We start from the raw sequence: 21,044 nt of genomic DNA, 5'->3' as shown, positions 1-21,044 counted from the left end.
GGTCAGTGGTCTCCTTCTTCTTCGGAGCCGTCACCGGACGCACCGGTACCGGGCAAGTTCTGCAGCCGGTCGTATGCGTCGGTGATGTCGCCGGTGTTGCCCTGCGCCTTGAGGTCGGCGAGGTAGTCCTCGTACTCGGCCTCGCTGACGACCTCGACATTGAAAAGCATCATGGAGTGGTACTCGCCGCAGAGCTCGGCGCACTTTCCGGCGTACGTACCCTCGCGAGTCGGCGTGAACGACCAGTAGTTGTCCTTGCCGATGTACATGTCCTTCTTGTACAAGAAGTCGATGATCCAGAACGAGTGGATGACATCACGCGACTGAAGGGTGATCTTCACTTCTTTGTCGACCGGAAGCACGAGCGTGGGCAGCTCGTTGATGATGTTGCCCTTTTCGTCGGTCTGTGCCTGCACACCCATCGTCCACACCGTGTCGGCGTCCGAGTCGGCCGTGTACTGGAAGTCCCACGCCCACTGCTTGGCGATCGCCGTGATCTCGACGTCGGGATCCTCGTACTGCGTCTCGAGAATGGTCTGGTCGCGCGCAGTGAAAGCGAAGAAACCGATCACGAGGATGAGCGGCACGATCGTGTAGAAGATCTCGATCGGCATGTTGTAGCGCAACTGAACCGGAAGTCCGGTTTGGCCCTTGCGGCGACGGTATGCGATCGCCGCAAAGCCCATCAGACCCCACGTGATCACACCGACGATGAGCAACACGATCCAGGAGTTCACCCACAGACCGGCAACCATGTCGGTATGGTTCGTCGCGGGCGTACCGTCCTCGACGAAGCCAGGGAGATAGCCGTGCAACTCCGTAGGGGTGCATCCGGCAAGCACTGCTGCCGTAGCGATCCCCAAGGGAAGTACGGCCCAGCGGAGGCGGCGTTTCGAAGGCACGGTGCACCTTTCCGGGTCGCGAACAGAACTCAGATCAGTCTATGGCAACCATCCAGCCGATTCAGGCCATCCGCCCAGTTTCGTTCGAGAATCATCGCTGAAAAACGACGAACCCGGGACACTCTACGAGTGCCCCGGGTTCACAAAATTGCGTCGCGATCAGTGGAAGCTGTCTCCGCACGCGCAGCTGCCAGCCGCGTTTGGGTTGTCGATGGTGAATCCCTGCTCCGAAATCGTGTCCTTGAAGTCGATCTGCGCGCCGTCCAGGTACGGCACGCTCATGTCATCGACGATGACCTCGACGCCGTCGAAGTCGACGGCCTTGTCGCCGTCGAGGAAGCGCTCGTCGAAGTACAGCTGATAGATCAGTCCGCTGCAGCCACCGGGCTGCACCGCGACACGCAGTCGCAGGTCGTCACGCCCTTCCTGAGTCAGCAGGCTCTTCACCTTCTCAGCGGCGGCGTCAGTCAATGACACGCCGTGCTCACGCGTGGGGTTGTCGGTCGTCAGCGCGGTGTCTGTCATGGCACTCCTCCGGACGGGCCGCGATTGCGGCGGGTTCGCAACGATTGTACGCCGCTTACCTGGCTCGGGGGCCGAAAGATCTCATGCCCCTGCGGCGCCCGAGTCCAAGGACGCCAGCAACAACGCCTCCGAGAGGACGGCATTGCGGAACGTGTCAAGGTGCAGCGACTCATTCGGGCTGTGGGCCTTGGCATGCGGGTCTTCCACACCGGTGACAAGGATCTGGGCTCCGGGGAACTCGCGCACAAGGTCCGCGATGAACGGGATCGACCCACCCACGCCGATGTCGACCGGTTCGACGCCGTAACCTGCGGCCAGCGCTTCGCGCGCACGGGAAACAGCCCACCCGGAGGTATCTACGAGGAACGGGTCGCCGAAGTCCTGGTCGTGGAAGGACAACTGGGCGCCAAAGGGCGCGTGCGCGCGAAGGTGAGCCTCCACGGCCGCATATGCCTCGGCCGCGGGCTGGCCAGGGGCGACACGCGTGGAGATCACTACCGAAACTTCCGGGTTGAGCGTGTTCGAAGCGTTCGCCACGGAGGGCGCATCAATGCCCGTGACGGTGATCGACGGCTTGTTCCAGATGCGGCTCAGGATCGTTCCGCGGCCGATCGGGGAGACCCCCTCGGGAAGGCCCGCCTCGTCACGGAGCGTCGCTTCGCTGTACTCGGGAGTCGGGGCATCCCGCTCCCCCAAGCCTTCCACCGCGACTGCGCCATCGTCGTCCCAAAGGGTGGCAAGGAGACGCACGGTGGCCATCATCGCGTCCGGGACGGCACCGCCGAACATCCCCGAGTGAGACGCGTGCTCGAGCGTGCGTACGGTCATCGTGAAACGCGCATTGCCGCGCAGCGAGACCGTGAGAGCGGGGGTCGTGGCATCCCAGTTTCCCGAGTCAGCCACAACGATCACATCTGATTTCAGAGCATCGGCGTTGTCGGAGAGGAACTGCGCGAACGACCGCGACCCCGCTTCCTCCTCCCCCTCGAAGAACAGCACGACCCCGAGATCGAAGTCAGTCCCCACGGCGTCCGCAAGGGCACGCAACGACGCGATGTGAGCCATGATGCCCGCCTTGTCGTCGGCAGCCCCACGCCCGTAGAGGCGACCGCCGCGAACGGTCGGCTCGAATGGCGCGGACTCCCACAGCGACTCGTCACCCACGGGCTGAACGTCGTGGTGAGCGTAAAGGAGGATCGTGGGCCGACCGTTACGAGCCGCGCGGCGCGCGAGCACCGCCGGCTGACCGTCCTCTTCACCGCCGGCCACCTTCGCCGTGAGAATGTCGACCGATTCGAACAGGCCGGTCTCGCGTACGAGGGTCGCAACAGCCTCTGCGCTGCGACGCACCGGTTCGGGATCGAAACCCGGGAACGCCACCGAGGGAATGCGCACCAGAGAACCCAGATCGGCGAGAGCGGTAGGAATAGCGGATGCCGCAGCCTGGCGGACGGCGTCCTCACGGGAAAGCTCAGAAGTCATGCGGGTAATCTTAAGCGCGCACCCCCATTCACCACACCTGAGGAATCTCGTGGCCAAGACACCCGCCGAGCCGGCACCCAACGACGCGTCGACCGAGTCGGTGACGGGCAAGGGTCGCCCCACCCCGTCGCGCGCTGAGCAGGAGGCCGCCCGCAAGCGACCGCTCGTTCCTGACACCAAGGAAGCCAAAGCACGGGCGCGCGCCGAACTTGCCGCGCAGCGTGAGAAGGCACGAGTCGGCATGGCCGCCGGCGACCCGAAGTACCTCCCGGCACGTGACCAGGGACCGCAGCGCAAGTTCGTCCGCGACTTCGTCGATTCAGGCTTCCACCTCGGCGAAGCCGTGATGCCCGCGATGGTCGTCGTCATCCTTGCGACCTTCATCCCCAGCCGCGACGTGCAGTTCTATTCCTTCGTCGCCCTGTGGATGTTCATCTTCTTCGTCGTCGGCGACATGATCATCACGTCGATCCGCATCAAGCGGGCTGCGAAGGCGAAATTCGGTGAGGACCGCGTGGAGAAGGGCTTGGGCTGGTATGCCGCCATGCGCAGCATCCAGATGCGGTTCCTTCGCCTCCCGAAGCCGCAGGTGAAGCTCGGCGGGCGTCCGATCAAGTAACCCGAGCGCGGATTATTCGGCGCTCCGCGCCAATCCGCGGTTGATCTGATGGGCCCACAGCGGGCCGCGGTACAGGAATGCCGTGTACCCCTGCACGAGGTTCGCCCCCGCTGAGAGGCGCTCCCGGACGTCGTCCGCCGTATCGACGCCACCCACCGAGATCACGCAGAATTCTGCAGGTACGGCCGCACGAACGATGCGCAGCACTTCGAGGGAGCGTTCCCTGAGGGGTGCTCCCGACAAACCGCCCGCGCCGGCAGCCTCGATGACCGAGGCATCGGTGCGCAAGCCGTCGCGAGCAATCGTCGTATTGGTGGCTATGAGGCCCGCGAGGCCCAGATCAACGGCCAATTGCGCGATCGCGGTGACCTCATCATCGGGCAAGTCCGGGGCGATCTTGACCAGCAACGGCGTCGTCCCGGCCGCTTCGCGAACGGCCGAGAGCAACGGGCGAAGGGTCTCTACGGCCTGCAGCCCGCGCAATCCGGGAGTGTTGGGCGAAGACACGTTGACGACAAGGTAGTCAGCGAGCGGCGCCAGAAGGTTCGCGCTCCGTACATAGTCGGCCGTGGCATCCTCAACCGACACCACACGAGACTTCCCGATGTTGACTCCGAGCACAGCGCGCTTGGGCGCCTTACGCAGCTTGCGCAGACGAGCGGCGGCCTGCTCCGCGCCCAGGTTGTTGAACCCCATGCGATTGACCACCGCGCGGTCCGGGATCAGCCGGAACAGCCTCGGCCGTGGGTTGCCCTGCTGCGGAATCGCGGTGACCGTTCCGACCTCGATGTGCCCGAACCCGAGGGCGTGCAGGCCGCGCGCCCCCTTCACGTCCTTATCGAATCCGGCGGCGACGCCGAACGGCGAGTCGAAGCGCAGCCCCAGCGCAGACGTCTGAAGCTCGGGTGCGGGAGCCGTCAGTGCGCGCGCCGCCCACGAGAAGGGACGGACGCCGAGGACTCGAATGACCGCCATGGCCGCGTGGTGCGCGGTTTCGGGGTCCATGCGCGACAGAACCGTGCGGAAGAGGAGAGGATACATCGCTTCCAGGCTAGTCGCTCGCGAAGACCCGACCGTGCCCGTTCACTCGAGCGTGCGGCCCTCCGAGCTCGTCTTCGCTCGATGCGAATGGTCATTGCGAAGTTGCCCGATGGCCGATTCGAAGTCCTCGAGAGAGTCGAATGCCTGGTAGACGGACGCAAATCGCAGGTAGGCAACCTCGTCGAGCTCGCGCAACGGCCCCAGGATGGCCAGGCCGATCTCGTTCGCGTCCAACTGCGAGGTGCCGGTCTGGCGAATCGATTCCTCCACCGTCTGAGCGAGCACCGCCAGGTCAGCCTCGGTCACCGGGCGACCCTGGCAGGCCTTGCGCACCCCCACCATCACCTTTTCGCGGCTAAAAGGCTCGACCACGCCAGAACGCTTGATCACGTTGAGGCTCGCGGTCTCAGTCGTGGTGAAGCGCCCGCCGCACTGCGGGCACTGGCGGCGCCGGCGAATGCTGAGACCGTCATCGCTCGTGCGAGAGTCGATGACGCGGGAGTCCGAGTGGCGACAGAAAGGGCAATGCATAAGGACGCCAGACTACGCCTCGAAACGCGCCGTGATGGCCTCACCGTGCGCAGGCAGGTCTTCCGCCGTCGCCAGCGCGACGATCGCAGCGTGCACGTGTTCGAGGGCCGAGCGGTCGTACTCGATCACCTGTTGAGGGCGCAGAAAGGTGGATGCCGAAAGCCCGGCCGCGTAACGCGCTTGTCCACCCGTCGGGAGGACGTGGTTGCTTCCCGCAAGGTAGTCACCGAGGCTCACCGGGGTGTGCGGCCCCACGAAGACCGCACCCGCGTGGATGAAGTCCTCTGGGTGGGGATCGGCGAGGTGAAGTTCGAGGTGCTCGGGCGCGTAGGCGTTGCTGAAGGCGGTCGCTGTCGCGATGTCATCGACGAGAACGATCGCCGACTGCGGACCAGAACACGCGACAGCGATGCGGTCGGCGTGTCGGGTGAGAACGGCGCGTTGCGCCACCTCGGACTGGACGGCGTCGGCGAGCCGGCCGGATGTCGTCACCAGGACAGCACTCGCCTGCTCATCATGTTCGGCCTGACTGATCAGATCCGCCGCGACCAGCACCGGATCCGCTTCGTCGTCGGCAACAATCAGGATCTCTGTCGCACCGGCCTCAGAGTCGGTGCCTACCAGCCCCGCGACGGCGCGCTTGGCCGCAGCGACATAGTTGTTGCCGGGGCCGGTGATGACATCTACCGGCGCAAGTCCCAACGACGGTGCGCCATGCGCGAAGGCACCAATCGCGCCGGCCCCACCCATCGCGTAGACCTCGGTGACTCCCAGAAGGTGGGCCGCGCCCAGGATGACAGGATGAACGCGCCCACCGAATTCCTTCTGCGGCGGCGATGCGAGGGCGATCTCGGTGACGCCCGCAACTTGCGCCGGGACCACGTTCATCACGACGCTCGATGGATAGACCGCCTTACCACCGGGTACGTAGAGTCCCACGCGACGAACGGGCTGCCAGCGTTGGGTGACCCGCGCTCCGGGACCGATCTGGGTCGTGACAGGCGGAGGAACCTGTGCAGAAGACGCCTGCCGCACGCGGCTGATCGCCCGCTCGAGGGCCTCGCGCACGGCAGGCGTGAGTGCCTCAACAGCCTCATCGAGGTGAGCATGGGGCACGCGGATGGCGTGCCCCGAGACGCCGTCGAAGCGTTCCGCCTGCTCCCGCAGCGCCTCCTCGCCTCGCTGGGCGACGTCGTCGACGATCCCGGCCGCCGTCGACACCGCTTCGCTCCGCGCGGCAACGGCGCGGGGAACGACAGCAAGGAGCTCAGCAGGATCGAGGGTGCGACCTCGCAGATCGATGACGCGCAACATCAGCCGCGAGTCACACCCGAGACGTCGTGCAAAATGCCGGTCCGGCCGTCCTCGTGGCGCACCACGAAACTGTCACCACGGTCCTCAATGACCAGAGCCCACGCTGTCGGTCCGATGCGGAACAGCGGCAACCCGAGGTCATCGACCACGTCACGCTCTTCGGGAACGAGCGCCCAGAAGGCCTGCACGCGCGCCGGCGCAGCCGCGGGTTCGTCGTCAGACTCCGCGGCTGCTTCTGCGTCCTCGGCGGGCTCGTCCGTGACGGCACCCGCGTCGGCGCTCTCGCCGCTGGCCTCGATGCTCTCGATCACACTCGCATCTGCGTCTGCGGCGTTGTCGGCCGGCACCGCGTCCACCTCTGCATCGTCGACGTCGATGACGCCGGTGGCGTTGCGATCTTCGGCGGTGCCGGGCTCGGATGCCTGAGCGGCGGCGACAGAAGACGCGTACGGATCTGCGGGGTCAAAGCCATCGTTCGCGACGGGGTACGTCTCTGCAGGACGATCATCTTCGGCAGACTCGTCCGCTTCAGCAACAGGAGCCGGGGCGCTCACGGGACGCGCGACCACAGGGCGGATCGGGCGTGCGTTGCGGTGTGCGGGGACTTCGTCACGGCCAGCGAAGTCTTCATCGAAGGGTGCGATGAACGGGGCGAACACGGTGAGGAATACCCCTGCCACCATGAGGAAGAACGACACCCAGATGACCCACGTGCGGACCCATTGCCCCGTCTGAGACGCGAACGCAACGGTCTCCCAGATCATCTGCAGCCACACGATGCTCGAGACGCTGAAAGCCACCGATGCGAACTGATCGATTCCCAACGATCCGACACGACGGATTCCCTGCGGCGACAGACGACGCAGCACGAGGAGGAACACGGCGGCCGTTGGCACCCCGATGGTGAGGATCCACGAGATACCCGAAGTCCATACCGAGTCGAAGCGCACGACGCTGATCGAGAAGAACGAGACGACGAATGCGACGATCCACACGCCCAGCAGGGCGACTTCCCGCACCGAGAAGGGCCCCACACCGTACTGGGGCGCGTGATCCGCGGTGGCCGTTGTGGTCTCAGACACCGGCGCGTCGGGGGAATCGGGAGTGTGGGTAAACGTGTCGTCCGTCACGGTGCTTCCTTCCGGCCGCTTCGCGAGCGGCATACGTCCCCACGATCCTACCGGCGGCAGCGCGTCGTGCAGATGAGGGTGAGATGAGATGGCGATGAGATCAGCCCAGACACTGCGGACCGAGGAGGCCCTTCAGCTCTCCGAACAAATCCGCGCTCACTTCGACCGGCATGGGCACTTCGAACACCTTCGCGCGACCGCCCTGATGCAGGCGTAGCGATACCTCGGTGTCGCCTCGATGCCGTTGAAGCACCTGCGCGAGATCGCCGACCAACTGTTCGGTCGCCCGACGTTCCGGGACCACCAACGTGAGCGGGCCTGACGGATCGAGAGACCCGAGATCAGGAGCGAACGCCGACTGCGCATGGAGGTTCATCCCGTCGTCGCGGCGCGAGACACGACCGCGCACGACGAGAATCGAGTCGGCGATGAGGAGCGACGAAAACTCGGTGTACGTCTTGCCCATGAACATGATCGTGATCTCACCGTTGAAGTCCTCGACGGTGATCATGCCGTAGGGATTGCCGCTTGCCTTGGCCACGCGGTGCTGCACGCTCGTGACGAGACCGGCAACCGTCACCTGGTCTCCATCGTCCACGGTTTCCGATGACAGCAGATCGTGGATGCTGGTCGAGGCATGCTTGGCCAGCGGAACTTCGAGGCCCGCCAACGGGTGATCCGAGACGTACAAGCCCAGCATCTCGCGCTCGAACGCGAGCTTGTCCTTCTTCGTCCATTCCGGTCGCTCCGGCACTTTCGCTGCCTGCTGGGGCTCGTCATCGCCCCACAGCGAATCGAAGTCGAACCCGACCTCGCCGTGGGCCTCGCGACGCTTGTCGAGTACGGCCTGCTCCGTGGCATCCTCATGAATTTCCATCAGCGCGCGTCGCGTGGAGCCCAGCGAGTCGAAAGCGCCGGCCTTGATCAGCGACTCGATGGTGCGCTTGTTCGCCACGTGCGCCGGCACCCTCGACAGGAACTCGTGGAAGCCACCGTATGGGCCGTCCTGACGTCCGGCGATGATCCCGTCGACAACGTTCGCGCCGACGTTGCGCACCGCGCCGAGCCCGAAGCGGATGTCTTCACCGACGGCGGCGAAGAAACGGATCGACTCCCCCACGTCCGGCGGCAAGACCTTGATCCCCATGCGGCGACACTCGTTGAGGTAGACAGCCATCTTGTCTTTGGAGTCGCCCACACTGGTGAGAAGTGCCGCCATGTATTCGGCCGGGTAGTGCGCCTTCAGGTACGCCGTCCAATACGACACCAGTCCGTATGCGGCGGAGTGCGCCTTGTTGAAGGCGTAGTCCGAGAAGGGCAGGAGGATGTCCCACAGCGCCTTGATGGCGTCGTCCCCGAACCCGCGCTCTTTCATCCCCCCGGCGAAGCCCTCGTATTGCTTGTCGAGTTCGGACTTCTTCTTCTTTCCCATGGCACGGCGGAGAATATCTGCCTGTCCGAGGGAGAACCCGGCCACCTTTTGGGCGATAGCCATGACCTGCTCTTGGTAGATGATCAGGCCGTAGCTGATGTCGAGAATCTCGCGCAGCGGCTCCTCGAGCTCAGGGTGGATGGGCGTGACTTCTTGCTGCCCGTTCTTTCGCAAGGCGTAGTTGATGTGCGAGTTCGCGCCCATCGGCCCTGGGCGGTACAGCGCGATGACGGCGGAGACATCTTCGAAGTTGTCGGGCTTGAGCAGGCGCAACAGCGAGCGCATCGGCCCACCATCGAGCTGGAACACCCCCAGCGTGTCGCCGCGCGTGAGCAATTCGTAGGCGGCACGGTCGTCGAGTTCGAGATGCTCGAGGTCGAGTTCTTCGCCTCGGTTCATGCGAATGTTGTCGAGCGCGTCAGAGATGATCGTGAGGTTGCGGAGCCCCAGGAAGTCCATCTTGATCAAGCCGAGCGTCTCGCACGACGGGTAGTCGAACTGCGTGACGATCTGGCCGTCCTGCTCGCGGCGCATGATCGGGATGATGTCCAGCAGCGGCTCGCTCGACATGATCACACCGGCAGCGTGCACACCCCACTGCCGCTTCAGGCCTTCAAGGCCGAGCGCACGGTCGAAGACGGTCTTCGCTTCGGGGTCGGTGTCGATCAGTGCGCGGAACTCGCTGGCCTCTTTGAAGCGCGGATGCTCCTTGTCGTACATGCCGCTGAGGGGCATGTCCTTTCCCATGACGGCGGGCGGCATCGCCTTGGTGAGCTTCTCCCCCATGCTGAAGGGGAAGCCCAGCACCCGACCCGCGTCCTTGAGCGCCTGCTTCGACTTGATCGTTCCGTAGGTGACGATCTGCGCAACACGCTCGGAGCCGTACTTGTCGGTCACGTAGTCGATGACTTCGCCGCGACGACGATCGTCGAAGTCGACATCGAAGTCGGGCATCGACACGCGGTCAGGGTTCAGGAATCGCTCGAAGATCAAGCCGTGCTCGAGCGGGTCGAGGTCGGTGATGCGCATCGCGTAGGCGACCATCGAACCTGCACCCGATCCACGTCCTGGACCGACCCGGATGCCGTTGTCCTTCGCCCAGTTGATGAAGTCCGCCACCACGAGGAAGTAGCCGGGGAATCCCATCTGAAGGATGATGCCGGTCTCGTACTCGGCTTGTTTGCGCACCTTGTCGGGGATGCCCGCCGGGTAACGGTAGTGCAGCCCTTTCTCGACCTCTTTGACCAGCCAGCTGTCCTCGGTCTCCCCGTCGGGGACGGGAAAGCGCGGCATGTAGTTCGCCGCGGTGTTGAACTCGACCTCGCAGCGCTCGGCAATCAGCAGAGTGTTGTCACACGCTTCGGGGTGGTCGCGGAAGATCTGACGCATCTCTTGCGCCGTCTTGATGTAGTAGCCGTCGCCGTCGAATTTGAACCGGTTCGGATCGTCCATGGTCGACCCGGACTGCACGCACAGCAGCGCCGCGTGGGCATCGGCTTCGTGCTGGTGCGTGTAGTGCGAGTCGTTGGTGGCCACCAGCGGAATGGACAATTCCTTCGACAGGCGCAAGAGGTCGGTCATGACGCGGCGCTCGATGGAGAGACCGTGGTCCATGATCTCGGCGAAGTAGTTCTCTTTGCCGAAGATGTCCTGGAACTCTGCCGCCGCTGCCCTTGCGGCGTCGTACTGGCCCAACCGCAGGCGCGTTTGCACCTCGCCCGAGGGGCATCCCGTCGTCGCGATCAGTCCTTTGCCGTACGTCTGCAGCAGCTCACGGTCCATACGGGGCTTGAAGTAGTAGCCCTCCATGCTCGACAGGGAGCTCAACCGGAACAGGTTGTGCATACCTTCTGTGCTGCGGCTCCACATCGTCATGTGGGTGTACGCGCCCGAGCCCGACACGTCGTCGCTCTTCTGTTCGGGCGAACCCCACGCAACGCGAGACTTGTCACTGCGGTGGGTGCCGGGGGTGACGTACGCCTCCAACCCGATGATCGGCTTGACTCCTGCGGCCTTCGCCGCGTTGTAGAACTCGAACGCCGCGAAGGTGTTGCCATGGTCGGTGACGGCAATGGCCGGCATGCCGTATTCGGCGGCAGCCTGTGTCATTGCGCCGATCTTGGCGGCACCGTCGAGCATCGAATATTCGCTGTGGACGTGCAGGTGTACGAAAGAGTCGGATGCCACCCGAAGAGTCTACGGTCGGGTACCGACGGGGGCCCGGGGCACCGCCGTTGTCTCACGAGGTCGGCTCAACCTCGACTTCAGGGTGAGAGTGGGCGCCCGGTTAGGCTGACGTCATGGCTACTCCCGAGTTCGTCCTGGCGCTGCGCGAAAAGATCGGGCACGCCCCTCTGCCCCTCGTCGGTGTCACCGCGGTCGTCTTCAAGGACGAGAAGATTCTGGTCGGTCGCCGCGCGGATAACGGATCCTGGCAGTGCGTGGCCGGCATTGTCGAGCCCGGCGAAGAGCCCGCCGACACTGCGGTGCGCGAGTGCCTCGAAGAAGCGGGAGTCAAGGTGCGGGCGACGCGCCTGGCCCTCGTGCAGCAACTGCCGCGCACGACGTACGCCAACGGCGACCAGGTCGACTATATCGATCTGGTCTTCCGCTGCGACTGGGTCGACGGCGATCCGCACCCGGCCGATGGCGAACTGACCGAGGTGGGCTGGTACGGCCTCGGCGAGCTTGCCCAGGTCGAACAGTCGCATCTGCGCAAGATCGCGCTGGCCATCGCGGAGGACGACCCGGCGTCATTCTCAGGCGGTCGCTGACCGCCGGAGTTCACTCACCGCGCAAGACTTCCAACGCGTGGGCGAGATCGGCAGGATAGGTCGACTCGAACGTGACCCATTCCCCCGTCCCCGGGTCGCTGAACGACAATTCGTGTGCGTGCAGCCACTGCCGGGTGAGCCCGAGCCGCGCAGAGATCGTCGGGTCTGCACCGTAGAGCGGGTCGCCCACGCACGGATGACGATGCGCGGCCATGTGCACGCGGATCTGGTGCGTGCGCCCCGTCTCGAGGTGGATCTCGAGCAGTGACGCACCGCGGAACGCCTCGATCGTCTCGTAGTGCGTGACCGAGTCTTTCCCGTCGGGTGTGACGGCGAACTTCCACGAGTGGTTCGGGTGCCGCCCAATCGGTGCGTCGATGGTTCCGGCGAGCGGGTCGGGATGCCCCTGCACGACGGCGTGGTAGATCTTGTCGACCTCGCGCTGCTTGAAGGCGTGCTTGAGCGCCGTGTACGCCCGCTCGGACTTGGCAACGACCATAAGTCCGCTCGTCCCCACGTCCAACCGGTGCACGATCCCCTGTCGCTCGGCCGCACCCGTCGTGGCGATCCGATATCCCGCGCCGGCCAGGGCACCGAGGACGGTTGGCCCCTCCCAGCCGAGGGAAGGATGTGCTGCCACGCCGAACGGTTTGTCAACAACCACGATGTCTTCGTCGTCGTGCACAACGCCGAGTTCGGGCACAACGACCGGGATCACCCGCGGGTCTTCCTTCGGCGCCCACTGGACGTCGAGCCATGAACCTCCGCGCAGCTTGTCGGACTTGCCGAGCGTCCGGCCATCCATCACGACGCCGCCGGCGTCGGCGACATCGGCGGCGAAGGTGCGGGAGAAACCGAGCATCTTCGCCAGGGCGGCGTCGACGCGCGCACCATCAAGCCCGTCCGGGACCGGAAGAGAGCGAGATTCCACGTCAGCCCTTCGTGGGGTCCGTCGACGCGTCCGACGCGTCGTTGGCTGTGGAATCGGATGCCGCACGAGCCGCTGCATCGAGCTCTGCCTTGCTCGGCTCACGCGTACCGTCGAAACGGAACCCGAACAGCACGAGAGCGGCGACGCAGATCATCATCGTCACGATGAAGATGTCCGCGACGTTGTAGATGGCGGGCATCATCCAGGGTGTGTTGATGAAGTCGATCACGTGTCCGACGGCGAAGCCTGGCTCCCGAAAGATGCGGTCGGTGAGGTTTCCGAGGACGCCGCCGAGCAGGAGCCCGAGAGTGACGACCCACAGTCGCGAACGAACGCGCGTTGCGGCCAGCCATACGATCGCGACGGCAACCGCCGCCATCGCGAGGGTGAAGATCCAGGTGACCTCCTCGCCCATCGAGAACGCCGCGCCGGGGTTCTTCGTGAGGTAGAAGATCAGGAAGTCACCGATGACGTGCACCGACTCCTCGTACGGAAGGTTCTCGAGCGCAAGGTACTTGGTGAACTGGTCGGCGGCCAGCACCAGCACCGCGAGGATCGCGATGATGGAGCCGGCCGCCGCCTGTCGCAAGGGGGGACGAACCGTCAAAGGTCCGGCCTAGAGGCCGATGGCCGACACCGGAGTCGAACCAGACGACGTGCCCGTGGTTTCGAGGTCGCGCAACTTGCCCTCGATGTAGCCACGCAGCTGTGCGCGGTAGTCACGCTCGAAGTTGCGAAGCTCGGTGATGCGGGACTCGAGGCCCGCGCGCTCGCGCTCGAGCTTCTCCATCTCCTCGCGACCGCGGGTCTCAGCCTCGGAGACGATGGTGGCGGCCTGCGTCTGCGCCTCACTGATGAGCTTGTCGCGCTGGGCGACACCCTCGGCGACGTGCTCGTCGTGAAGGCGCTGTGCGAGCTCGATGATTCCTGCCGATGCGGCTGCACCCTCGGGTGCTGCCGCGGCGGGAGCCGGAGCTGCGGCCGGAGCGGGCGTCGGCTCCGGCTCAGCGACAGTTGCCGCGGCGGTCTCGGTCGACGGTGCGGCGCCAGATTCGAGTTCGGCGATCTTCGCCTTCAGCTGCTCGTTCTCAGCGAGGGCCTTGCGCCACTCGACAACGATCTCATCGAGGAAGTCGTCGACCTCATCGGGGTCGAATCCTTCCTTGAAACGGACGTGCTGAAACTGCTTCGTGACGACGTCATCGGGGGTCAATGCCATGGTGATTCCTCTTTCGAGCGCTCCGGTCGCTGGCCGATGTCGGTGATACGTCCCCCGGCGGGGGTCGCATCAGGCCAGCATAGTCGCGGGGTCGCGACGGTGTCGAAGCAGTTGCGCGTGGTCGTGGGTGTTGTCAGATATTTGCCAGCACACGCGTGACGCTGAGCAGGATGAAGCACAGCAGCATCGTCAGCGCGAAGCCGAAGTCGATCGCGATTGCGCCGATGCGCAACGGCGGGATAATCCGACGGAAGAACTTGATGGGCGGATCAGTGATCGTGTACACGATCTCGGCAGCAACGAGTCCGGCACCGCGGGGGCGCCACTCCCGGTTGAACACCGGAATCCACTCGAGGATCAACCGAGCCAGAAGAACGAACACATACAGCAGGAGCAGCGTGTTCAGGATTGATGCAATGAGGTTGATGAGTCCCACGTCAGTTTTGAGTAAACGGCACGGCGTCGGCATCCGCCTGAACGACGGAGCCATCGCCCGACACGGCGACATTCTCGGGCGAGAGCAGGAAGACCTTGCTCGTCACTCGTTCGATGCGACCGTACAGACCCAGCGAGAGTCCACTGGCGAAGTCGATCAGACGCCGCGCGTCGGCATCGCTCATCTGCGAAAGGTTGATGATGACCGGGATGCCGTCACGGAAGTTCTCGGCGATCACCTGCGCGTCGCGGTACTGCTTCGGGTGCACGGTCAGAATCTCGCTGACGGCACTGGGCGCCGGTTGACGGACCACGGCCGGGCGGTGCAGCGGCGTCACCGGCGCAGCCGCCTTCTCTGCGGCAGGCGCAGGCTTTCGCGCGGGTTGCGGCTGCTGCGGCTCGTCATACGCCTCTTCTTCGTCGGCGAGTCCGAGGTAGACCATGGTCTTCTTGAGCGGGTTCGACATCGCATCCTCCGTAGTGCTCATCTGTTCTGAGGTTAACCGTGTTCTGGGCGCGGGCCCGTGATTGCTGAGCCGATGCGCAGGTGTGTCGCGCCCATCGCGATCGCATCGGCGAAGTCCGAGCTCATCCCCGCTGACATGCCGTGTGCGTCTGGCACCACGGTGCGCACCGCCTCACCCGCGGCCCGCAGACGTTCGAAGGCGCGAGCCGGCGCTTCGTCGAGCGGAGCGACAGCCATGACCCCCCTGACGCGCAGCGTCTGGCATGCCGCGGCATGCTCGGCGAGGGCCTCCACTTCGGACGGGGCGACTCCGCCGCGGCCCGGATCCTCGGTCAGGTTCACCTGCAGGAAGACATCCAGCAGCGGGGCGCCAGGCTCTGCGGCCGCGTCCAGCGCATTCGCCAGACGTGCGCGATCGAGAGAGTGCACGGCGTGGGCCGCGGCCCGAATCGCGCGGGCCTTGTTGGTCTGCGCCTGACCGATGAAGTGCCAACGCAGGCCCTCGAGCGCGCCGATTTCGGCGGCCTTCGCGCTGAATTCCTGCTGTCGATTCTCGCCGACGTCGCGCACGCCGAGCCCGTGCAACTCTCGCACGAGCTCGGCGGGATGAAACTTCGTGACGACGATGCGCGTGATCTGTTGCGGGTCGCGACCAGCCGCTCGTGCCGCCTCGGCGATGCGCGCGTCGATGTCGCGCAATCGCACGTCGAGATCAGTCACGTCACTTCAAGAAATCGGGAATGTCGAGGTCGTCGTCTCCGAAGGACGAGTCGTATCCAGAGTCGAGTGAGGCGCCCACCGACACCGGGGCGGGCGTTGCCGGACGCTCGGGCACGTCAGTCGATGCCTCCTCATCGGCGCTGACCGCGGGTACCGCGGGCGTCACCCGCGCCGCCGTGATCGGCTCGATGCGCGCCTGCGGCTCACCGCCGTCGAAGCCGGCCGCAATCACCGTCACGCGCACTTCGTCGCCGAGCGTGTCGTCGATGACCGTGCCGAAGATGATGTTCGCCTCGGGGTGTGCGGCTTCCTTGACGAGTTGAGCGGCGTCGTTGATCTCGAAGATGCCGAGGTTCGATCCACCCTGGATCGACAGCAGCACGCCGTGGGCACCCTCGATCGAGGCTTCCAGCAGCGGCGACTCGACGGCGAGCTCAGCGGCCTTGATCGCGCGATCAGCGCCTCGCGCCGAGCCGATACCCATGAGCGCCGAACCTGCGCCCTGCATCACCGACTTGACGTCTGCGAAGTCGAGGTTGATGAGACCGGGGGTCGTGATGAGGTCGGTGATGCCCTGCACACCGGCGAGCAGTACCTGGTCAGCGGTAGCGAACGCCTCGATCATCGAGATGCCACGATCGCTGATCTCCAGGAGCCGGTCGTTGGGCACGACGATGAGCGTGTCGACCTCTTCCTTCAGGCGCGCCACACCCGTCTCAGCCTGCTGCTGACGGCGGCGGCCCTCGAAGGAGAACGGCTTGGTCACCACACCGATGGTGAGAGCACCGATCGACTTGGCGATCTTGGCGACGACGGGGGCACCACCGGTTCCGGTGCCGCCTCCCTCGCCCGCGGTGACGAACACCATGTCGGCTCCGCGAAGGGCCTCTTCGATCTCTTCGGCGTGGTCCTCGGCAGCGCGGCGCCCCACCTCGGGGTCGGCCCCGGCACCGAGGCCGCGCGTGAGTTCGCGCCCGACATCGAGTTTGACGTCGGCGTCGCTCATGAGCAGCGCCTGGGCGTCGGTGTTGATCGCGATGAACTCCACGCCGCGCAGGCCGAGCTCGATCATGCGGTTGACGGCATTCACGCCGCCCCCGCCGACACCGACCACCTTGATGACGGCGAGGTAGTTCTGGTTCTGGCTCATGCCGGCCTCCGTAGCGCTGCCCCATGCCTTCTGACCTGGGGTAAACCTTCAACCTCTAGTAGAGGTCTAAAGAATTGCTCGGTATGCAATTCCTGAATTGAAGGTAAGTCGAGCACGGCGCGCTGACGGGAACAGCGTGGGCGTGTCGCGACATCGCCTCAGGAATTTGAGAATCGGATGCCCGGAAGGGCGACCGACAATGCTCAGCGAACGACGACGACCGTCGGTGATGACACGTCGTACACCGAAACGTCTTCGGGGGCGCGGGACTCCATGATCGTCTCGAGGTTCAGCGCTTTGAGCGCGGAATCCTCCGCGCTCCCCCACACGACGTCCGTTCGTGTGTCGCCGAAGCGGAGAGTCACATCGTTCGGTGACGTGGCAGACACCTCGGTGACCCGAGCGCGGATGCTCTCCGGTAGCGTGCGCATCACCAGGCCGATCGCCGCGAACGCATCCGACCCGATGCCTCCGGAAGCCGTCACCAAGGGCTCGTCCCCCTCGCGCTCTTCGGTCGTGGCGAGCGCCACGCCCGCTGCATCGACGAGCGTGAAGCCAGCCGCGGTCTCGACCACTCCGACCGGGGTGCGCTCGACGAGCTTCACCACGAGTTCGTGGGGCGGGCGCGCTTCGAGTGTGTACGACTCGATGAGCGGAAAGCTCACGAGAGCAGACTTCACCGCGCTCTCATCGACGAGTGGCAGCGGCGTACCGACTTCACCTGCGAGGGCCTGTTCGATCTCCTCGGCGTCCAGGCGTTCCGCACCGACGACCGTGATGTCGCGTACCGCAAGGAGCGGACTGTACGCCGCACCGAGCGTGGCGAGCACCAGCAGCACGACCGCTGAGGCCGATCCGATCCACACCATGCGGCGACGACGCTGACGCCCCGTGAACCGCCTGACCTCTGCACGCAGCGCCTTCCGGCGTGCGCGAGACGCGCTCCACACGTCACGCATGCGCACCGCGTCATCGCCCGGCCGCGTCGTCGCAGTCTCGTCGGCCGCGCCCGCGGGCGCGGCATCCCCGGGCACTGTAACGGGCCCAGTGATCGGGATGACGGGGGCCGTAGCCCTGTCCGCTGCGCGTTCCTCACCCGTCGGGGGCGATGACGACGGGGGCAACGGGGACGGTCGACGCATTCGCGGGTCTACTCCGTGGACGGCGCCGTGGCGGCATCCGTGAGCGAAAGCGATTCGAGCACCTGCGGAACGATCAGGTTGACGTTCCCGCAGCCGAGCGTGATCACGAAGTCACCATCGCGAGCGACCGACGCCGTGTAGTCGGCGGCCTCTTGCCAGTCGGCGACGAAGTGCACACGGTCGGGGTCGGCGAACGCCTCGCTGACGAGCGCGCCGGTGACGCCTTCCACCGGGTCTTCTCGAGCGCCGTAGACGTCGAGCACCACGGTGTGATCGGCGAGTTCTTCGAGCACGTCGGCGAACTCTTGGAACATCTCCTGCGTGCGTGAGTAGGTGTGCGGCTGGTGAAGGGCGATGATCCGCCCTTCCCCCACAACGGTCCGCGCAGCCGACAGCGCCGCGGCCACTTCGGTCGGGTGGTGCGCGTAGTCGTCGTAGACGCTGACGCCGCGGCGGGTGCCGTGCAGCTCGAACCGACGCGCCGTCCCTGCGAACGTCGACACCGCGCGGGCTGCCGCGGCGAGGTCGTGGCCGAGCGTAACCAAAACGGCGATCGCACCCGTGGCGTTGATCGCGTTGTGCGCGCCAGGGACGGCCAACTGCACATCGACCGTCTGGTCGCCGTGCGTCACCGAGAACGCCACGGGGCCGCTCGTGATGATGTCGTGCGTGCGGAAGGTGGCATCCGCCGACTGACCAAACGAGACGGTGTTCGGGTGCGTGATCTCGCGCGCAACGCGCAGCGCACCCGCATCGTCGGCCGAAATCACCACGGCGTCGCGGGCCGCGTTGGCGAACGCCGCGAATGCCGCGTAGAAGTTCTCCCGCGTGCCCCAGTGATCGAGGTGATCGGGATCGACGTTGGTGATGAGTGCGATCGACGTGTCGTACAACACGAACGTTCCGTCGGACTCATCCGCCTCGATGACGAAGACGTCGTCGGTGCCGCTGCCGCTCGACACCCCGAGCTGCTCGATCACGCCGCCGTTGACGAACGTCGGGTCGACCCCGACGCCCTGAAGCCCGGTGACGATCATGCCGGTCGAGGTGGTCTTACCGTGTGCCCCGGCGACCGCGACAAGGTTCTGCCCGCCGATGAGCCAGTGCAGTGCCTGAGAGCGATGGATCACGGGTAGCCCGCGCTCCTTGGCGAGGAGAAACTCGGGGTTCTCAGGCCAGATCGCCCCGGTGTGCACGACAGTGTCGACGTCATCTGCGAGGTTGCTCGCGTCATGCCCCACGTACACCGTCGCCCCGAGGGCTTCGAGCTGCCGGATGTAAGTACTGTCGGCACGGTCAGATCCCGAGACGCGGATGCCGCGCTCGAGGAACATGCGTGCGAGCCCCGACATGCCAGAGCCGCCGATTCCGATGAAGTGGGCGGCCTCGATGTGCTCGGGGATGGGGAGAGTGAGGTCGGGTCTGATCATGACCCGTCAATCCTAGGTCGATGATCGGATGCCATCCTGTCGGCGCGCTGTGTGGTGCAGGCACGGCGGGTGCGAGAGGCTGGAGCGACCGGCGCGGGAAGGACATCACCATGTACACAATCGACCCCGAGGCACCCGAGCCGCCGTTCGAACAACTCCGGTCGGGCATCGTCGACGCGATCGCTACCGGGGCCCTCGCCCCGGGGGCGCGATTGCCGACGGTGCGGGGACTCGCCGAGGAGCTCGGGGTGGCCGCCGGGACGGTGGCGCGAACGTATCGCGAGCTCGAAGCATCCGGAATCATCGAGACCCGAGGCCGCAGCGGAACCTTCGTGGCCTTCGCCGCCGACCCTGCCCGGCGCGAGGCCGAGCGGGCCGCCGCGGAGTACGCGGAGCGCGTGAAAACGCTGCGCGTGTCGCCCGAGGACGCGCTCGCGCTCGTCGCCGTCGCGCTGGGCGACCCCGCGCCCCGCACCTGAGTCACGCCACCCAACCCGCACGCACCCGTGGTGAGGCGGACCGTGGTGCGTGCCCCACCCGCCCTGCCCGGAACCCGCCGCAACCAGCATGACGTGAAACACGCTCGGTGCGCCGAAACACGGCGGCAGCCGCACCGACTCGGCGCACGGACTGTGTCTCACCATCGCGCACGGCGCACGGACTGTGTCTCACCATCGCGCGCGTCGCGGGAGCGCGCCGCGGGGCGGCGCGTCAGGCCGACAGCGCCTCGTCGATCATGGCGACGACGTTCTCGGCACCGGTGCGGGTGCCGACGGCGGATGCCGCGACCGCCATGCGGTGCTGCCGCTCGCGGTCTGCCAGCAACGGGAGTACTTCCGAGCGCACTCGGTCGCCCGTGAAGTCCGCATCGGCGATGAGCACCGCCGCACCCGCCTGGACTGCCGATGCCGCATTGAGCGCCTGTTCGCCGTTACCGACCGCGTACGGCACGTACACCGTCGGGATCTCGAGTGCAGAGATCTCGCTCACGGTGGCGGCGCCGGCGCGCGAAACGATGACGTCGGCGATCGCGAACGCCAGATCCATGCGATCGACGTAGCGCCTCACGACGTAGCCCGGCGCGCCAGGATCGGGCAGCTCGGAACGCTCACCGGTCACGTGGAGCAGCTGCCAACCCGCGGCGATGACGTCACGCCACGCGCCGTCCTGCCCTTCGCCGAACGCGGTGTTCAGGCGCAGCGCCCCCAGCGAGCCGCCGAAGACAAGGAGGGTCGGGAGGGCGGCATCCAACCCGAAATACTCCGCGGCCTCGGCGCGTGCCGCAGCGCGATCGAGGTCGACAACCTCGCGCCGCAGCGGCATGCCGACGAATCGTCCGCCTGTGATGGGCGTGCCCTCGAACGCGACACCCACCCCGGCCGCCCACCGGGCACCGAGAACGTTGGCAAGGCCCGGCTTGGCGTTCGCTTCGTGGATGATCACCGGGGTCTTGGTCTTCCGGGCGGCGACGTACGCTGGCGCCGAGGCATAGCCACCGAAGCCGACGATCACGTCGACGCCGCGCTCTGCGACGTACTCCCGCACCTGCGCGACAGCCCGCCGGAACTTGCCCGGGAAGGCGATCGCCGCCTTGTCTGGCCGCCGAGGAAACGGCAGCTTGTCGATGAACAGCAGCTCGTACCCGCGCTCGGGCACGAGACGGGCCTCGAGACCCTCGCGGGTACCCAAGACGAGGATCGTGGCGTCGGGCTCGCGATCGCGCAGAACATCAGCCACGGCGAGCAACGGGTTCACATGCCCCGCAGTACCGCCGCCGGCGAGGAGGTAGGTCGTCACCCGG

At 65.9% G+C, this 21,044-nt stretch carries 21 protein-coding genes; 3 read left to right on the top strand and 18 right to left on the bottom strand.

Going from position 1 to position 21,044, the window contains the following annotated elements; translation table 11 throughout:
• Positions 1–2: 2 nt before the first annotated feature.
• The 3 genes from coxB to ON062_RS08895 all read right to left on the bottom strand — a co-directional run bounded on the left by coxB (position 3) and on the right by ON062_RS08895 (position 2,909).
• A complete protein-coding gene (gene coxB / locus ON062_RS08905; RefSeq protein ID WP_274646786.1) occupies positions 3–902 on the bottom strand; it encodes a cytochrome c oxidase subunit II in 900 nt (299 codons plus the stop codon).
• 159 nt (positions 903–1,061) lie between these two features.
• Positions 1,062–1,427 carry an iron-sulfur cluster insertion protein ErpA gene (erpA, locus tag ON062_RS08900; RefSeq protein WP_274646785.1) on the bottom strand — a complete coding sequence of 122 codons (366 nt, stop codon included), beginning with the start codon at positions 1,425–1,427 and terminating at the stop codon, positions 1,062–1,064.
• Between the two features lie 81 nt (positions 1,428–1,508).
• Positions 1,509–2,909 carry a dipeptidase gene (locus ON062_RS08895; protein ID WP_274646784.1) on the bottom strand — a complete coding sequence of 467 codons (1,401 nt, stop codon included), beginning with the start codon at positions 2,907–2,909 and terminating at the stop codon, positions 1,509–1,511.
• A gap of 49 nt (positions 2,910–2,958) precedes the next feature.
• On the opposite strand from ON062_RS08895, the gene ON062_RS08890 reads away from it, so the two are divergent.
• The gene (locus ON062_RS08890) at positions 2,959–3,528 is read left to right on the top strand and encodes a DUF3043 domain-containing protein (RefSeq protein WP_274646783.1); all 570 of its coding nucleotides are present in this window, start codon (positions 2,959–2,961) and stop codon (positions 3,526–3,528) included.
• Positions 3,529–3,540: 12 nt separating this feature from the next.
• Here ON062_RS08890 and ON062_RS08885 read toward each other — a convergent pair whose 3' ends face one another.
• From ON062_RS08885 to dnaE, 5 genes are all read right to left on the bottom strand, one after another.
• Positions 3,541–4,569 carry a quinone-dependent dihydroorotate dehydrogenase gene (locus ON062_RS08885; protein WP_274646782.1) on the bottom strand — a complete coding sequence of 343 codons (1,029 nt, stop codon included), beginning with the start codon at positions 4,567–4,569 and terminating at the stop codon, positions 3,541–3,543.
• A gap of 42 nt (positions 4,570–4,611) precedes the next feature.
• Entirely contained in the window at positions 4,612–5,100 is a 489-nt protein-coding gene (gene nrdR / locus ON062_RS08880) for a transcriptional regulator NrdR (RefSeq protein WP_274646781.1), read from the bottom strand.
• 12 nt (positions 5,101–5,112) lie between these two features.
• Complete coding sequence (hisD, locus tag ON062_RS08875; RefSeq protein WP_274646780.1) at positions 5,113–6,414, bottom strand: histidinol dehydrogenase; 1,302 nt, start codon at positions 6,412–6,414, stop codon at positions 5,113–5,115.
• Positions 6,414–7,544: a hypothetical protein gene (locus tag ON062_RS08870; protein ID WP_274646779.1), complete on the bottom strand. Its 1,131-nt coding sequence runs from the start codon at positions 7,542–7,544 to the stop codon at positions 6,414–6,416. Before ON062_RS08870 ends, hisD begins: the two co-directional genes overlap by 1 nt.
• A gap of 100 nt (positions 7,545–7,644) precedes the next feature.
• Positions 7,645–11,163, bottom strand: a complete 3,519-nt coding sequence (dnaE, locus tag ON062_RS08865) for a DNA polymerase III subunit alpha (RefSeq protein ID WP_274646778.1) — start codon at positions 11,161–11,163, stop codon at positions 7,645–7,647.
• A 113-nt stretch (positions 11,164–11,276) separates the two neighbouring features.
• Between dnaE and ON062_RS08860 the strand changes: the two genes are divergently transcribed.
• Complete coding sequence (locus ON062_RS08860; RefSeq protein WP_274646777.1) at positions 11,277–11,750, top strand: NUDIX domain-containing protein; 474 nt, start codon at positions 11,277–11,279, stop codon at positions 11,748–11,750.
• 10 nt (positions 11,751–11,760) lie between these two features.
• Here the strand turns inward: ON062_RS08860 and ON062_RS08855 are convergent, their stop codons facing one another.
• The 9 genes from ON062_RS08855 to murC form a co-directional block, all read right to left on the bottom strand.
• Positions 11,761–12,681 (bottom strand): RluA family pseudouridine synthase, encoded by a 921-nt coding sequence (locus tag ON062_RS08855; RefSeq protein ID WP_274646776.1) that lies wholly within the window; start codon positions 12,679–12,681, stop codon positions 11,761–11,763.
• A 1-nt stretch (position 12,682) separates the two neighbouring features.
• Positions 12,683–13,288 carry a signal peptidase II gene (gene lspA / locus ON062_RS08850; RefSeq protein WP_274646775.1) on the bottom strand — a complete coding sequence of 202 codons (606 nt, stop codon included), beginning with the start codon at positions 13,286–13,288 and terminating at the stop codon, positions 12,683–12,685.
• Between the two features lie 9 nt (positions 13,289–13,297).
• Positions 13,298–13,900, bottom strand: coding sequence for a DivIVA domain-containing protein (locus tag ON062_RS08845; RefSeq protein WP_274646774.1), 603 nt, complete (start codon positions 13,898–13,900; stop codon positions 13,298–13,300).
• A 133-nt stretch (positions 13,901–14,033) separates the two neighbouring features.
• Complete coding sequence (locus ON062_RS08840) at positions 14,034–14,336, bottom strand: YggT family protein (RefSeq protein WP_274646773.1); 303 nt, start codon at positions 14,334–14,336, stop codon at positions 14,034–14,036.
• A gap of 1 nt (position 14,337) precedes the next feature.
• A complete protein-coding gene (locus ON062_RS08835) occupies positions 14,338–14,802 on the bottom strand; it encodes a cell division protein SepF (RefSeq protein WP_274647046.1) in 465 nt (154 codons plus the stop codon).
• A gap of 32 nt (positions 14,803–14,834) precedes the next feature.
• Positions 14,835–15,521: a YggS family pyridoxal phosphate-dependent enzyme gene (locus tag ON062_RS08830; RefSeq protein ID WP_274646772.1), complete on the bottom strand. Its 687-nt coding sequence runs from the start codon at positions 15,519–15,521 to the stop codon at positions 14,835–14,837.
• A 1-nt stretch (position 15,522) separates the two neighbouring features.
• A complete protein-coding gene (ftsZ, locus tag ON062_RS08825) occupies positions 15,523–16,671 on the bottom strand; it encodes a cell division protein FtsZ (protein WP_274646771.1) in 1,149 nt (382 codons plus the stop codon).
• 203 nt (positions 16,672–16,874) lie between these two features.
• Positions 16,875–17,705 carry an FtsQ-type POTRA domain-containing protein gene (locus ON062_RS08820; protein WP_274646770.1) on the bottom strand — a complete coding sequence of 277 codons (831 nt, stop codon included), beginning with the start codon at positions 17,703–17,705 and terminating at the stop codon, positions 16,875–16,877.
• 116 nt (positions 17,706–17,821) lie between these two features.
• Positions 17,822–19,243, bottom strand: a complete 1,422-nt coding sequence (murC, locus tag ON062_RS08815) for a UDP-N-acetylmuramate--L-alanine ligase (protein WP_274646769.1) — start codon at positions 19,241–19,243, stop codon at positions 17,822–17,824.
• 110 nt (positions 19,244–19,353) lie between these two features.
• On the opposite strand from murC, the gene ON062_RS08810 reads away from it, so the two are divergent.
• Positions 19,354–19,722, top strand: a complete 369-nt coding sequence (locus tag ON062_RS08810) for a GntR family transcriptional regulator (protein WP_274646768.1) — start codon at positions 19,354–19,356, stop codon at positions 19,720–19,722.
• Between the two features lie 232 nt (positions 19,723–19,954).
• Here the strand turns inward: ON062_RS08810 and ON062_RS08805 are convergent, their stop codons facing one another.
• Positions 19,955–21,040, bottom strand: a complete 1,086-nt coding sequence (locus ON062_RS08805) for a glycosyltransferase (RefSeq protein ID WP_274646767.1) — start codon at positions 21,038–21,040, stop codon at positions 19,955–19,957.
• Positions 21,041–21,044: the final 4 nt, after the last annotated feature.

Source organism: Microbacterium sp. C7(2022) (assembly GCF_028823665.1).
Classification (GTDB): Bacteria; Actinomycetota; Actinomycetes; order Actinomycetales; family Microbacteriaceae; genus Microbacterium.
The sequence above is the reverse complement of the archived record's forward strand: the minus strand, read 5'-3'. Positions and strand labels throughout refer to the sequence as shown.

Coding starts and splice junctions, on each gene's coding strand:
- hisD (WP_274646780.1), bottom strand. CDS start 6,414: ATGTTGCGCGTCATCGATCTGCGAGGTCGCACCCTCGATCCTGCTGAG.
- ON062_RS08885 (WP_274646782.1), bottom strand. CDS start 4,569: ATGTATCCTCTCCTCTTCCGCACGGTTCTGTCGCGCATGGACCCCGAA.
- ON062_RS08895 (WP_274646784.1), bottom strand. CDS start 2,909: ATGACTTCTGAGCTTTCCCGTGAGGACGCCGTCCGCCAGGCTGCGGCA.
- murC (WP_274646769.1), bottom strand. CDS start 19,243: ATGATCAGACCCGACCTCACTCTCCCCATCCCCGAGCACATCGAGGCC.
- erpA (WP_274646785.1), bottom strand. CDS start 1,427: ATGACAGACACCGCGCTGACGACCGACAACCCCACGCGTGAGCACGGC.
- ON062_RS08835 (WP_274647046.1), bottom strand. CDS start 14,802: ATGTCGAACCCGCTCAAGAAGACCATGGTCTACCTCGGACTCGCCGAC.
- ON062_RS08845 (WP_274646774.1), bottom strand. CDS start 13,900: ATGGCATTGACCCCCGATGACGTCGTCACGAAGCAGTTTCAGCACGTC.
- nrdR (WP_274646781.1), bottom strand. CDS start 5,100: ATGCATTGCCCTTTCTGTCGCCACTCGGACTCCCGCGTCATCGACTCT.
- ON062_RS08810 (WP_274646768.1), top strand. CDS start 19,354: ATGTACACAATCGACCCCGAGGCACCCGAGCCGCCGTTCGAACAACTC.
- ftsZ (WP_274646771.1), bottom strand. CDS start 16,671: ATGAGCCAGAACCAGAACTACCTCGCCGTCATCAAGGTGGTCGGTGTC.
- ON062_RS08860 (WP_274646777.1), top strand. CDS start 11,277: ATGGCTACTCCCGAGTTCGTCCTGGCGCTGCGCGAAAAGATCGGGCAC.